The sequence below is a fragment of the Rhizobium centroccidentale genome, from assembly GCF_030182565.1.
In the GTDB taxonomy this organism is placed as follows: domain Bacteria; phylum Pseudomonadota; class Alphaproteobacteria; order Rhizobiales; family Rhizobiaceae; genus Rhizobium.
Genome location: NZ_JAQJCG010000001.1, coordinates 186,609 through 199,192 on the forward strand (window position 1 = coordinate 186,609; position 12,584 = coordinate 199,192).

The following is a 12,584-nucleotide window of genomic DNA, read 5'->3' on the forward strand; positions in this document are numbered from 1 at the left end:
ACCGCAATGCCATAGCGTCTACATAATTCTTGCTGGCGGAGTAGGAGCATACGTAGCGCTACTTCCTTTGGTCATGACGCGGCCCAGTTTGCCGAATTGAGCCGCAGGGATGGACAGGCCTAATATTTCCGCATGAAGAAACTCCAGATGACTTTGGTCCAGATGCTCCTCACGATGGTCGGATTGCTGGCCACCGTAGCGCTCGCCATGGGCATCCCGGATGTCCCGTCGGGAACAAGTCATCACGAGCTTTACCAGGTAATGGCGATATCCGCCGCGCCGTGTAATTTGCAGGATTGTGGCCAGGCTGACCGCAGCGACGGAAGCAAACAGACGCATCATCACAAATGCCGCAAAACCGTCGCCTGTTCTGTCTTCGGCATCATCACTTCGCCGCTCCAGGTCACAGGTCCTGAGATCGTACGGACATTCCTCGTACGGTATTGGCCGCCACTGTCTTCTTCCGATCCCCAAGATCTTCTTCGTCCTCCAAAACGCCTTCTTGCCTAACTCCGCCAGGCGTCTCTGCATTCGGCAGGACAAGTCGTTCCTACCACGAAACGCGAAGCTCAAAGCCGGTCGACACATCTGCGACAAAGGCCGCCGAAAATAATCACGTCTCAGGACGTGGATCTCGGCAAGCTTCACGTGAGGTCAGCCCGGCGGTTCGCAAGTTGCCCTAAACCAATTCGAGTCCTTATTGCCCGCCCGATCTCCGCAGGAGCCGGCGGCATGTTCGAAGGAGTTATCGATGTCGACCACCATGACCGGTCTAAACACCCTACGTCAGACCCCTCGTCGCCTTTGTCGCGTGTTCTGGGAGTCCATTCCAAGTCCATTACGGCGAACGCCGTTCATGTTCCGTACCGGACGATACATCTACCGCAGATTCACCAAGAACACCGCACGGTTTCAGTCCCACTATACCCATTTCATGCGCAACCCACCGCTGCTGTCCGTGATCGGAATGCTCACGTCCGGATATCCGCGCAATGGCGATGTCAAGGTCGCGTCGATCGGCTGCAGCACGGGAGCCGAACTGTACTCGGTCCTCTATGCGATCAAGAAGGCCCGGAGTGATCTATATGTCACAGCGCATGGCGCAGACATATCCGGCGTAGTCGTGGAGGTTGCGAAGCGGGGCGTTTACTTTCCGAATGTTCCGGCCGCTGAAGGAAGCTCCTACGCCGCGGGCAGAGCGGAAGTCGCAAGCGCCGACCTGCCGTCGCTCGTCGAGATTCTGCAGCCTCTTCCAGATGGATCCTTACAGGTGAGGGACTGGCTCAGACGTGACATTACCTGGCTCACGGCCGATGCTACGGATGTCGAATTGCTGGACCTTGTTGGACGGCAGGACTTCCTGTTGGCGAATAATTTCATGGGACCCATGGACGACCTCATGGCTGAACGGTGCCTGCGCAACGTGATGAGGCTGGTCGCTCCGGGCGGATATCTGATCGTCGACGGAATCGATCTCGACGTCAAAACCAAAGTATTGAAGACATCTGGCTTCCGGCCCGTGGTGACCCGGCAGTACGAGATATGGGCGTCTGAGGCATGGAAGAATGGCTGGCCATGGCTTCGCTGGGCGCGGGAGCCTCTGGATCGCAGCGCGCCTGACTGGGCTTGGCGATATTCGGTCATCTTTCACCTTGCAACCGATAGCGCGTAGATCGGCTCATGGTGGCCGCCGAAGTCTGCCCATCGGGCAGACCGAAACCAGTGATCTGCCAGTATGGAACGTTGACGATGCTTTCACCTGTCGAAGATGCCAAACCCCGGGAACACCTGGAGCGACCGCTATCGGTCGGAGCTGGCCAACGTCAGTTCAAGCCGGCGATCGTATCCGGCGGAGTTTGGATCGTCACCGCGAAGATTGTTTCGCAGCTTTCCCAGGTCGCGATGTTCTTCGTTGCTGCGCGCCTGCTGAGCCCGGCGGAGTTCGGGCTCTTCGCATTCTTTTCCGCCATTGCCATGCTGCTCGTGGTCGTGGCGGAGGGCGGGTGGGCGGAATTCATGATGAAAGCCGGCGATGAGGACGATTGCTTTGATCAAGTCACCACCATCTCGCTTTTTAGCGGCTGTTTATTCACCGCCGTCGGCGTGGTTGCCACCGCCGTCTTCTACTGCTTCACGGGCGACGAAAAACAGAGTGCGCTTCTTGCCCTGTTCAGCTGCTGGATGTTGCCTGCGGCATTGACCGCGGCTTTCGATGGAACACTTGTCGTCTCCGGCCGCCTGCGTCAACGTGCGATCGTCAGGATTGTGGGAGAAACGTCTGGCCTGATCGCCGCAATGGTGTTGCTCCATCTTCATGCGCATGCATCGGCGCTGGCGGCAGCCAAGGTAATTTGCCAGCTCGTTCTCCTTATAGGATCGGTGCGGGCCACGAGGCGGCTGCCGCGTCTGCGCGTGACGAAGCCAGTTCTTGCCGAGGTCATGGCGTTTTCGCGCCAGATCGTCGGCAATCGTCTCGTCGCGTTTCTCGGCTCGTATTCGGGCACGCTCGTCGTCGGAAGTTTTCTCGGAATAGCGGACGCCGGTTTCTATCGTGCTGCCGAGCGTATCGTCGCCGTTGTTTCGGAATTGCTGGGAGAGCCGGCAAGGTCGTTGAGCTGGGTTGTTTTCCGGCGCGCGCATCTGCAGCCTGGCGCGCCAGCTCGATCGGTCGGCCATGCCGGCATCCGGTTCCTACTCGTTCTCCTCGCCATCGCCGCGCCCATGTATCTCGGACTGGCGCAGGTATCCGACGCTGTCGTGCGGCTGACGCTCGGCGAGGTATGGATACCTGCAGCTTCCATAATCCCCTTCCTTTGTCTGCGGCAATTGCTGCTTTCGCCAGGTTACATCAATGAAGCGTCGCTGTCTGTGGTTGGTCACATTCGGTACCGGCTCCCCGTAACACTGTTGAACGTCATCGTTTCGCTTGTGGCAATTATCGCAGCCGCCCGGTTCGGACTGTGGGAATTGGCGATCGTGCAATGCTTCACAGCGGCGTTCGCGCTGGCGACCTGCATTGGATTGCAGTCAAAGTTCGTGGGTGTGAACTGGCTGGAAATTGCGCGGGGAGTCGTCCTGTTGATCATGCCGGCGAGCATCATGATGGTCGCGGCCGTGGGACTGGTCCGGCAGTATTTTTCCGAGGACTTGTCCTGGCGGCCCGTTCTTGTCCTTCAGATCGGCGCAGGCGTTCTGGCCTATGCCGCCGGACTGATGGTCGCGGTTGGACTAGGCACGCGTCTACGCTGGCTGACGTTGAAATAGAGGGAACGCCGAGGACCATGCGTCACATCGAGCCTCTCCGATTCTCACCCGACGCCGCAGTCTAAGGCAGTTCTCACGGCGTTGATCCTCACTGGACAATTTTCCACCTGTGGGCCTGGTAATGGTCGCTTCGGTCGGCAACACGCTGTGAGGTATGGTAGGTGGTCGCTGCTTCAGTCCCGGATGCCGATCTTCGGAGACCCTCGACGGTGCTCGCAGCTGTTTTGCGAGAGCGGTTGCTGCCGCTCGCGCTTCTCGTTTTCGTGGCCAAGACCGGGCGCTCCGTTGTCCCGCGAACGGCTTGCGGATTTCCTCCAACAGCGGGATCTCAGGCGGCGGTCGTTAGCGCAACCGCGAAGTCGCGATAGCTGTGCAGTGGACGAGCCAAAATCGCGGTCAGCCGTTCGATGTCGCCGGTCTCGGGGATCATGCCGTCGCTGACGTAGCGTTCCGCCATCAGGCGCATCTCAAAGTAACGGTCTGCAAGCGTGGCCAGATATTTCAGCATCGACAATCCTTATCATGGATGCATTTTTAGGCGCTATGCATTCCGCCAACTTCAGATTGATGTAGCGCCGATTTCCGCAACGAAGATTAGGGATTTTGCGGTGAAGGTATGGGTTAACCAATCTCGTCAGGAATAAAGCCACCGGTCTGATGTTTCCACAGACGGGCAAAGAGACCATCTTTTCCCACCAGTTCGTCTGGCCCGCCTTCTTCCACGATACGTCCCCGATCGAGGACTACGATCCGATCCATCTTCGCAATCGTGGAGAGGCGATGTGCGATCGCGATCACGGTCTTTCCCTCCATCACGAGGTTCAGCCTTTCCTGGATCGCGGCCTCGGATTCGCTGTCCAGCGCCGAGGTCGCTTCATCGAGCACCAGGATCGGTGCATCCTTCAGGAGCACGCGGGCTATGGCCACCCGCTGGCGCTGACCGCCCGACAATTTTATGCCTCGATCGCCGACGAAGGCGTCATAGCCTTTGCGGCCCTCGCTGTCGGCGAGGTCGGCGATGAAGCCATCGGCGCTCGCCATCTTCGCCACCCTTTCGACCTCTTCCTGCGTCGCCTCCGGTCGCCCATAGCGGATATTGTCACCGACGGAACGGTGCAGCAACGCGACATCCTGGGCGATGACGCCGATCGCGCGGCGAAGGCTTGCTTGCGTCACCGCCCGAATATCCTGCCCGTCGATCCGGATTACGCCGTCGTTGATATCGTAGAAGCGCAGGAGCAGATTGGCGAGCGTCGTCTTGCCGGCGCCTGAGACGCCGACAAGACCGACCTTTTCACCCGGCCGCACGGTCAGCGAAAGATCATCGATGATGGGCTTGCCAGATTTGTAGGCGAAACGAACGTTCTCGAAGCGGATTTCGCCAGTCGGGACGACAAGGTCCTTTGCGTCCGGCCCGTCGGTGATGGTGGGTGGGGTCGTCATGACCGGCATCGCGTCCTTGATCGTGCCGATCGCCTGGAAGATTTGCTGGCCCATCTGCAGGAAAGTAAACGTGTGACCGGAGAAGCGGTTGAGAACATAAACGGCGGCCGTGAATTCGCCGATCGTGACGAAGCCATCCACGAGCCCGGTAAAGCCGATCGACAGGATTGCTAGCCAGTGCATCATGTTGAGGACGACGACGATGACCTCAGCGGTACGGTAGATGCGCTGTTCGCTCTGCTGCGCTTCGATCGCCTTGTCGATTATGCCTCTGATAGCGCCGGCCTCGCTGTCTTCCGCGGCGAATTGTTTGACCATCTGCATATTGGCGTAAAGATCGGTGACAGCACCGGAAATCAGGCTGCGACGTTTGGCCGAGCGGCGAGAGCGTTCAGTGAAGACGGGCGCCAGCCTGATGGCGAGAAGCACGTTGAGCGTGATCCAAATGATGGACGGAAGGGCAAGCTGCCAGGAGAGCGCGCCCAGAAGAATGACGGAGCCGATCATCTGCATGATAAAGCGCGGAATGGATTGGAAGGCTGAAATGACCTGCTGCTGCACGGCTGAAGCCACCTGCTGCAGGCGCGAGGCGACCTGGCCGGCATAGAGATCATGGAAGAAGGCGAGGTCCTGCCGCTCCACCGCCCTGTGCCCTTGCCATTGAATAGCGGCCGGCATGCCGATGCCAAGCGTATGCGAGTTGAGCGTATTGACGAGGAAGGAGCCGATCGGGATGCAGGGGAAAAGCATCACGCCGAGGAAGATCAGCAGCATCCGGTCGTTGTGCAGGAAAGCGGCAGCGCCCTGTTGCGTGACCCCGTCAACAATGACGGACAGGCCCCAAACGATGGTCAGGCTCATGACTTCAATCGCCATGGTGCAAAGGGCGAGCGTGACCAGGATGCCACGAAACATCAGGACGAAGTGAAGAAGAACGGCCCATGGCCCGTTTGACGGCAGCGGCCGGTAGGGAATGTCGAGCGGCCGGATCAGGCCTTCGAAGGGGCGGTAGATCACATCTGAAATCGACATGGGTGCTCGAACTCTAAATGGAAGACGGGCGAGGACTCAACTAACGGAATAGGATCACCTTCCGCCTACAACATCAATTAGAACATCTCAGTAAATGTCAGGAGTTCCGCGACAGCATGATTGGCGAATTGCTGCTTAAGCATCGGCCAAGCACCAGCGCGGAAGCGCGAACCCGACAAGGGCTCTGCGGATAGCGACACCTCTATCCTTGATAAGCGAAGGGATCGTCGCACGGGCGAAGGGCCTCAGACGCTGTTCGCTTATTTGGAGGCGGCCTCTGTCATTCGTGTGCGCTCGCCAGAGGCAAAACGCCAGAAGGTCAGGCTCGCCGCCAGCGAACCCGCCAGATAGGCTTCGAACGGCGGCTGTCCCCGCGAAGCCTGAAGTAACTGCGGCAGATGCCCATGAAGTTCCCAATAAACCGAGATCGCTAGCGCAACGCCGGCAAACATATAATAGTAGAAGCCAGCCATCAGGAACTCGCCGATTGCGATCAGAACACTCGCCGGCACGATCGTGAAAAAGAAAAAGAACACGCAAAGCATAACAGGCCCGAATAAGGCCATCTCGAGGTTCTGCCAGATCGATTGTTGTCGCAGGGCGGCAGCTTCAGGCACCATAAACTCGCAATAGAACAGGAACATCGCCGCGCCAACATAGTAGGCATAAAGGAATGCGCGGGTAAGCGTCACCATCCGCATTGGCCCTGTTTCTGTGCAGATCTTTTCTTCGCTCATGTAGTTCCGTCCAATGCCGTCTCCCGGCAGCGCATACCGGCAGAATTAAAACACTTCCGGCTGGCTGACCAGCGCACTCTCATTGGTGACGTTAGTCGATCCATAGGGCTCGCGGGATGCGACGATCAACTTATCATCCGGCAATGGCTCTTCATCGAAGCCGGCAATATCAATGGCATCGCAGACATCGCGCTTGCCGGTATAGGCTTGGAGCCCGATGATGGTGTAGCCTCCGGTGTTGAAGATGGGACCTTACTTGAGGAAGTGCACATGGCTGATGAGGAGACAGTCATAATCGGTGCAGGCCCGGCGGGGTTGGCATGCGCCGCGGCGCTCCGTGCAAGTGGCTGCCGTTCCATCATCCTCGAAGCAACGAACAAGCTTGGCGCGTCCTGGCGGCGGCACTACGATCGTCTTCACCTCCATACTGACAAGAGCCACTCAGCCCTTCCCGGAAGACCGATGCCCGCCGGCTTTCCGAAATATCCGTCGCGGCTGCAGGTCATCGACTACCTCGAAAGCTATGCGCGGGAAAACAACCTTCGAATTCTCACCGACAAGACCGTGGCGCGCGTAGCCAAAAAGACGGATTGGAGTGTCGAGACCACCGACGGCGATGTGTTCGAGGCGAGAGCGGTTATAGTCGCGACCGGTCTGTCGAGGACTCCCATCAGACCGCATTGGGCCGGTCAGAACAATTTTCCAGGAAATATTATTCACTCTTCCGAATACCGGAATGCTTCTGCCCTCGGCGCCGGTCGCATCCTGGTCGTCGGCTTCGGAAACTCGGCAGGAGAGATTGCGCTGGAATGTGCCGAAGCGGGTCTTGACGTCGCCATGTCGGTCCGCGGTCCGGTCAATATCGTACCGAGGGAGATTTTTGGCCTGCCAAGTGCGACGATCGCCATCGCTCAACAACATTTTCCGCACAGAATGGTCGACGCGGTAAACGCGCCCATTCTGCACTTGCGCTACCGCGATATTGAGGAATTCGGTCTGCAGCGCTCCCGGCAAGGTCCTCTGACCACGATGATAGAGCGAGGCCGGACTCCTTTGATCGACATTGGTACCATCGCGAAGATCAGGGATGGTCGGATTAAGGTGTTTCCCGGCATCGAAATGTCGGGCGGCGCCAACGTGTTCTTCGTCAATGACCGATCCGTTGAATTCGATGCGATTGTGCTGGCGACCGGCTATAGACCATCTCTCGAAGCATTTCTGCCGGATTTGGCAGAGCGGTTTTCGAATGCCGGGAAGCCGGCAAGGGACGAGCTTCAGCCGGGAAAGGACAATCTATACTTCTGCGGCTTCAATCCTGCCACCACCGGCCTGCTTCGCCAGATTGGGATCGAGGCATTGCAAATCGCAAAGTCGATTGCGGCAACGACCCGTGCGCAAAGTGTTTCATCTGGGCGGAGTTGAAGTGGCACAAACTAATAAGGTGTCGCCGCTGCGCAGTCCCGCCTCCACAGACTCTCTTTAAATGCGTGGCAATGCCCCTTTGATCGCTTCCGAAAGATGACGGCAGCACCGGCCAGGATGTGAAAAGGCTTCGCACCATACTCGGCCATCAGGCGAGGAGGGTGGAACATTATTCCGCTTTGCCAGTTGATCATGAGGGAAATTAAGGAGGATACGCAAATGCGAAAGATAATTGTTGCCTGTGCGGCCATCGTTATCGGTGCTGGTTTGCCTGCGGCTGCGGTTGCAGAGGAGGTAATCGTCGATGGGCCTACGTATGATCAAGGCTATCGTCATCATCGCCATCACCATCCATATGTGGCGCTAAGCGATCGGGGCATCGCTATCGGATCGGGTCGCGATCGTGACCGTTACGATCGTTATAATGATCGCGGCGGATGCATGACAAGGACCGTCACTCGCACCGATGAAAACGGTGATCAGATCACTAAAACCATCCGGCGCTGCGATTAGCAGCGCCGATACGCGTGCTCTCTGCCAGCTCGCATCTATCCTTATAACGTCCGCGGGTGAGACGGTCGTTGATTAGACTTTGACTGAACCTCTTAAGTGCGCAATGGGCTGGCGAAGACCTCTAGGCCGCGATCCGGACGGCAACTAAACCATCAAGATAGTTCCTCGACTTGACGGGAGAGTACATTGCCAAAGACTGCACGAATTCCTGACGTTGCGCCGCATGATGATCACGTCGTGACGGCGAAAGAAGCGCTTGAGGTTTCCTTTCTTAAACTGGAGCAGGAGGTGGAGGTTCGCCTGGTCGCCGCGGCTTTGCGGGCGGGGTGGTCAGCGGATGAGGCGCTGGATGCCATCGATCAGCTCCGGGCCGAGGGCGGTGGACGGCGGACAAATTGAGGTGCGCGCGCGCCCGCAGGGCTCCCTTCCAGCGGCAATCAGGATCCCAAGGTACCACTTCCGACTGATGTCTTCCGAGAATTTTTTCCAGCGCTATGGGTAATCATGAATGCTGATCCACGCCCGAAGGAATCTCGAAAGAGGTAATCGAACCACATCCATCGCTATCAGGAGATGGGCCGCGCGAAGCCCGGAATTGCAGCTTTCGGAGTAACGCCGCCTGTTCAATGGAGAGCCGGTTGGCGATAGGTTGATATCGCCGCGGCGCTGACCAGCGTCTTCTCAACCGGGAAGCAATTTGGATCTAAAGAAGAGCTGGCTACGGGCTGCTCGCAGCGTCACGCCCAAGCAGAGACTTGTACGCCTTAAAGTTCTGATCCTGAAACTCTTCAATCTCCGTCCAGATCCGCTCGCGGTCCGTCACGGCTATTTCCGCCGCAGAGAGAACACGGGACAAAATCGTACACAGCCGATTGATCCGAATTATCTGACGTCCCAACTCGTCCGCGGTGACCGGCCGCAACCCCTTGTCGAAGTCCAGCGCAATACTCTCAGGGCCGAAGTCATTTGCTTCCCATTTCGCCATTCGACACGCCTTTCCGTCAACAAATTCATCACGCCAGCAACGGCGATTTCAGTTCGTTGTCGTTGACCCGCAACCGAACTCTTCACCCAAGTGCGGGACAGCACCACGGTTCGCCTCTTTCGCTGGATACTATTGTCAAACTCCGTTTGCGCACTCTAGCAGAGAGGATCAAATTGGCGAGCATAGAGCGCTTGGTGTCTCTGTATCGTGGATGTAAGTTCGCGGGCATTGTAAGGGGAGGGAGCCTGATGCCCGTCGACGATCAGCATCACGTTCGTGTCCGGAAGGGCGGCCGCATCGTCCTGGGAATCGGCCTGCTCCTGCTGGTGCCTGGTATCGTGGCCTTCGCGCACGGCTTGGGTTTCGCTATGCGGGCACAGCGGGCCGAGGCCAGCTTCGAGGGTGCTGTCGAGCGCAATACCAGCTATGGGGTCATGTACTATCCCAGATTCACCTTTCGCACGGCCGATGGTCGGGTGGTGTCGTTCACATCCGGCGTCGGTTCAACCTCTCAGGAATATGCATCCGGTTCCAAGCTGGCGATCCTTTACGACCCCGCTAATCCAAACCATGCGCAAGCAGACTCGCTCTCCGGCGTCTGGCTCCAATCTATCGTCCTTCTGCCGCCTGCATTCCTTGTCATCGTCATTGGGGCCGCCATTCTGCTCCGCTAGGAAACTATGTTATTTTCCGAAGTGGAGATAATAGGCTTGCCGATCGCCGCCGGCTCACGCTCCTCCGCCGCTGAGTGACGTGCTTCAGTTCGGCTTTGACAGGCGCAAAGCCCTGAAGGTGCGGCAAGGCGGGTTTTGACTCGCGGCGTGAATCCACCGCAACTGCGACAAGCTCCAGACAGGATGCGGTCGCATCATGCGTCGAAATGGTGTGGATTCGCGCATTATACTCCGCAAAGTAGAAAAAACGAGTTGGCAAAGCCGAATTAGTCCGATACAGAAATCCCATCGCTGCAAATCAATCAAAGGAGGCGTTGTATGACATCAGCATTCATCGAAACGCCTCCGTCCGGAATGATCCGACACTAGGTCATTTCCGTTCGTCTCCCGCCACGGGCACGACGGCATGCGGTTTTTCGTTTCCTTCACAACTCAACCAATCTGCCGGGGTTAGCTCGTCTTCCGCTCCGGCCGCGTCTATTAACTCTCGATTTTGGGGCCGGCCGCCGAAACACGGAGCCGGACTGGTTAAAATGACTCGCAAGAAGTTCGACTTCCGTGCCGATGCTTATCGCAATGTGCTCGGCTTTGTTTTTCGTCAGTGGACTCATCGTCCCGCTCTGGTAGGGACCATCATCCTGTTGGTAATTGCCAGCACGTTGGCCGAAGTTCTGGTGCCGGTGTTTTCCGGCCAGATCGTCGACGCGATTGCCAGCGGCAGTGCGGCTGCTGACGCCATCCGTGCCTTCGTCATCGTCGTAGCCCTTGGCTTGACCAGCGTTACACTGCGCTGGTTTATCTTCGACGGGATCATCCGTCTGACGCTGCGCATCATGGCGGACGTGGTCAATAACGGCTTTCACAAAGTGCAGCGCTTCTCGACCGATTGGCATGCCAATAGTTTCGCCGGCTCGACCGTCCGCAAGATCACTCGTGGCATGTGGGCGCTCGACTCGCTCAACGACCTCCTCCTGATAGCCTTGCTGCCCTCGATCATCATGCTCGTGGGCGCCAGTATCGTGCTCGGCAGTTATTGGCCGATCATGGGTCTGATCGTGGCTACAGGATCGCTGATCTATATCGGCGTGACCGTCATGCTCTCGACGGGGTACGTGTCGCCGGCGGCAAAGCTCGCTAACGCATGGGATACCAAGCTGGGTGGCGCGCTAGCGGATGCCATCAGCTGCAACTCGGTCGTGAAGGCTTTCGGCGCCGAAAACCGCGAAGAGGAACGTTTGCGCCATGTGCTGGCCAAATGGGACAGTCGAACACGGCGGACGTGGAAGCGCGGGACACTGAACGGCACGATCCAGGGTTTCATGATGGTCTCCATGCAGGCCGGTATTCTTGGCACTGGCCTTGTCATGTGGCAGCAGGGGCTGGCGACGCCGGGCGACATCACATTCGTGTTGGCGATGTTCTTCGTCCTGCAGGGATATCTGCGTTCGGTCGGACAAGACATTCGAAACTTACAGCGCGCCGTCAACGATATGGAAGAACTTGTCCTGCTCGACAAAACGCCGCTGGGTATTGAGGATAAGCCAAATGCGAAGGCGATCTCGATCGGTAGGGGCGAAATCGTGTTCGATCGCGTTACCTTCCAGTACGGGGCTCATCCTACACCGCTCTATGAAGATTTCTCGGTTGACATTAAACCGGGCGAGCGGGTCGGACTGGTGGGCCATTCCGGTTCCGGCAAGACGACCTTCGTCAAGCTCATCCAGCGCCTCCATGACGTTAAGTCTGGATCGATCCGAATTGATGGACAGGATATCGCGCATGTCACGCAGTCTAGCCTGCGCAGCCAGATTGCCATCGTCCAACAGGAGCCGATCCTGTTTCATCGCACGCTCGCCGAAAATATCGCCTATGGCCGGCCGAACGCGTCACGGCGCGAGATCGAGAATGCGGCGAAACAGGCCAGTGCGCATCACTTTATCATGGATCTGCCGAAGGGCTATGAGACGATGGTAGGCGAGCGCGGCGTCAAATTGTCCGGCGGCGAGCGTCAGCGTGTCGCTATCGCCCGAGCCTTTCTGGCTGATGCACCCATTCTCATTCTGGACGAGGCGACCTCAAGCCTTGACAGCGAGAGCGAGGTGCAGATCCAGCAGGCGATGGAACGCCTTATGGAGGGCCGCACGACGCTGGTGATCGCGCACCGACTTTCGACGGTGCGGGCGCTGGATCGTCTATTGGTCTTCGACAAGGGAAAGATCGTGGAAGAGGGTGACCATCAAGCGCTCATTCGCCTCAATAACGGCATTTACCGCAGGCTGTTCGAACGACAGGCACTCGAACTTACCAAGGGGCTGGTGGCATGAGAGCAGGTGCCGATATTTTGTGTCCAGTTGCTCGATACAAACCAGGTCTTGAACTCCGCTGTCACCGCCTTCAGTCCAGGTCGGCCGCCGTCAACCCAAATCGGTCATTCCGTGCAGGCCAAGCCGACCTCCACTGCTGATGAGGAGTTCAAACGGGTAGTCCTGAAGCAACAGGGTCTTTCGATTCATC

General features: G+C 57.8%; 11 protein-coding genes and 1 pseudogene. 8 read left to right on the forward strand and 4 right to left on the reverse strand.

Annotated features, from left to right (window positions below; all coding sequences use genetic code 11):
- Nucleotides 1-147 precede the first annotated feature (147 nt).
- The 3 genes from PH562_RS00880 (at nucleotide 148) to PH562_RS00890 (ending at nucleotide 3,264) form a co-directional block, all read left to right on the forward strand.
- The gene (locus PH562_RS00880; protein ID WP_285170981.1) at nucleotides 148-510 is read left to right on the forward strand and encodes a hypothetical protein; all 363 of its coding nucleotides are present in this window, start codon (nucleotides 148-150) and stop codon (nucleotides 508-510) included.
- Nucleotides 511-751: 241 nt separating this feature from the next.
- Nucleotides 752-1,672 carry a CheR family methyltransferase gene (locus tag PH562_RS00885; RefSeq protein WP_285170982.1) on the forward strand — a complete coding sequence of 307 codons (921 nt, stop codon included), beginning with the start codon at nucleotides 752-754 and terminating at the stop codon, nucleotides 1,670-1,672.
- A gap of 11 nt (nucleotides 1,673-1,683) precedes the next feature.
- The gene (locus PH562_RS00890) at nucleotides 1,684-3,264 is read left to right on the forward strand and encodes an oligosaccharide flippase family protein (protein ID WP_285170983.1); all 1,581 of its coding nucleotides are present in this window, start codon (nucleotides 1,684-1,686) and stop codon (nucleotides 3,262-3,264) included.
- Nucleotides 3,265-3,592: 328 nt separating this feature from the next.
- On the opposite strand, the pseudogene PH562_RS00895 reads toward PH562_RS00890, so the two are convergent.
- The 3 genes and pseudogenes from PH562_RS00895 to PH562_RS00905 form a co-directional block, all read right to left on the reverse strand.
- A pseudogene (locus PH562_RS00895) lies at nucleotides 3,593-3,736 on the reverse strand (NmrA/HSCARG family protein); the annotation flags it as partial.
- Nucleotides 3,737-3,885: 149 nt separating this feature from the next.
- On the reverse strand, nucleotides 3,886-5,739 hold the full coding sequence (locus PH562_RS00900; protein ID WP_285170984.1) for an ABC transporter ATP-binding protein: 1,854 nt from the start codon (nucleotides 5,737-5,739) through the stop codon (nucleotides 3,886-3,888).
- 260 nt (nucleotides 5,740-5,999) lie between these two features.
- On the reverse strand, nucleotides 6,000-6,476 hold the full coding sequence (locus PH562_RS00905) for a hypothetical protein (protein ID WP_285170985.1): 477 nt from the start codon (nucleotides 6,474-6,476) through the stop codon (nucleotides 6,000-6,002).
- A gap of 270 nt (nucleotides 6,477-6,746) precedes the next feature.
- On the opposite strand from PH562_RS00905, the gene PH562_RS00910 reads away from it, so the two are divergent.
- The 3 genes from PH562_RS00910 (at nucleotide 6,747) to PH562_RS00920 (ending at nucleotide 8,810) form a co-directional block, all read left to right on the forward strand.
- Entirely contained in the window at nucleotides 6,747-7,898 is a 1,152-nt protein-coding gene (locus PH562_RS00910; protein WP_285170987.1) for a flavin-containing monooxygenase, read from the forward strand.
- 219 nt (nucleotides 7,899-8,117) lie between these two features.
- The gene (locus tag PH562_RS00915) at nucleotides 8,118-8,411 is read left to right on the forward strand and encodes a hypothetical protein (protein ID WP_285170989.1); all 294 of its coding nucleotides are present in this window, start codon (nucleotides 8,118-8,120) and stop codon (nucleotides 8,409-8,411) included.
- 186 nt (nucleotides 8,412-8,597) lie between these two features.
- Complete coding sequence (locus PH562_RS00920; protein WP_113232448.1) at nucleotides 8,598-8,810, forward strand: hypothetical protein; 213 nt, start codon at nucleotides 8,598-8,600, stop codon at nucleotides 8,808-8,810.
- Between the two features lie 319 nt (nucleotides 8,811-9,129).
- On the opposite strand, the gene PH562_RS00925 is transcribed toward PH562_RS00920, so the two are convergent.
- The gene (locus tag PH562_RS00925) at nucleotides 9,130-9,396 is read right to left on the reverse strand and encodes a hypothetical protein (protein WP_113232447.1); all 267 of its coding nucleotides are present in this window, start codon (nucleotides 9,394-9,396) and stop codon (nucleotides 9,130-9,132) included.
- A 248-nt stretch (nucleotides 9,397-9,644) separates the two neighbouring features.
- Here PH562_RS00925 and PH562_RS00930 point away from each other — a divergent pair, with 248 nt between their 5' ends.
- Nucleotides 9,645-10,070 carry a DUF3592 domain-containing protein gene (locus PH562_RS00930; RefSeq protein WP_285170990.1) on the forward strand — a complete coding sequence of 142 codons (426 nt, stop codon included), beginning with the start codon at nucleotides 9,645-9,647 and terminating at the stop codon, nucleotides 10,068-10,070.
- Between the two features lie 533 nt (nucleotides 10,071-10,603).
- Nucleotides 10,604-12,394 (forward strand): ABC transporter ATP-binding protein, encoded by a 1,791-nt coding sequence (locus tag PH562_RS00935; protein WP_285171166.1) that lies wholly within the window; start codon nucleotides 10,604-10,606, stop codon nucleotides 12,392-12,394.
- Nucleotides 12,395-12,584 lie beyond the last annotated feature (190 nt).

Coding starts and splice junctions, on each gene's coding strand:
- PH562_RS00880 (WP_285170981.1), top strand. CDS start 148: ATGACTTTGGTCCAGATGCTCCTCACGATGGTCGGATTGCTGGCCACC.
- PH562_RS00885 (WP_285170982.1), top strand. CDS start 752: ATGTCGACCACCATGACCGGTCTAAACACCCTACGTCAGACCCCTCGT.
- PH562_RS00900 (WP_285170984.1), bottom strand. CDS start 5,739: ATGTCGATTTCAGATGTGATCTACCGCCCCTTCGAAGGCCTGATCCGG.
- PH562_RS00905 (WP_285170985.1), bottom strand. CDS start 6,476: ATGAGCGAAGAAAAGATCTGCACAGAAACAGGGCCAATGCGGATGGTG.
- PH562_RS00910 (WP_285170987.1), top strand. CDS start 6,747: ATGGCTGATGAGGAGACAGTCATAATCGGTGCAGGCCCGGCGGGGTTG.
- PH562_RS00915 (WP_285170989.1), top strand. CDS start 8,118: ATGCGAAAGATAATTGTTGCCTGTGCGGCCATCGTTATCGGTGCTGGT.
- PH562_RS00925 (WP_113232447.1), bottom strand. CDS start 9,396: ATGGCGAAATGGGAAGCAAATGACTTCGGCCCTGAGAGTATTGCGCTG.
- PH562_RS00930 (WP_285170990.1), top strand. CDS start 9,645: ATGCCCGTCGACGATCAGCATCACGTTCGTGTCCGGAAGGGCGGCCGC.
- PH562_RS00935 (WP_285171166.1), top strand. CDS start 10,604: ATGACTCGCAAGAAGTTCGACTTCCGTGCCGATGCTTATCGCAATGTG.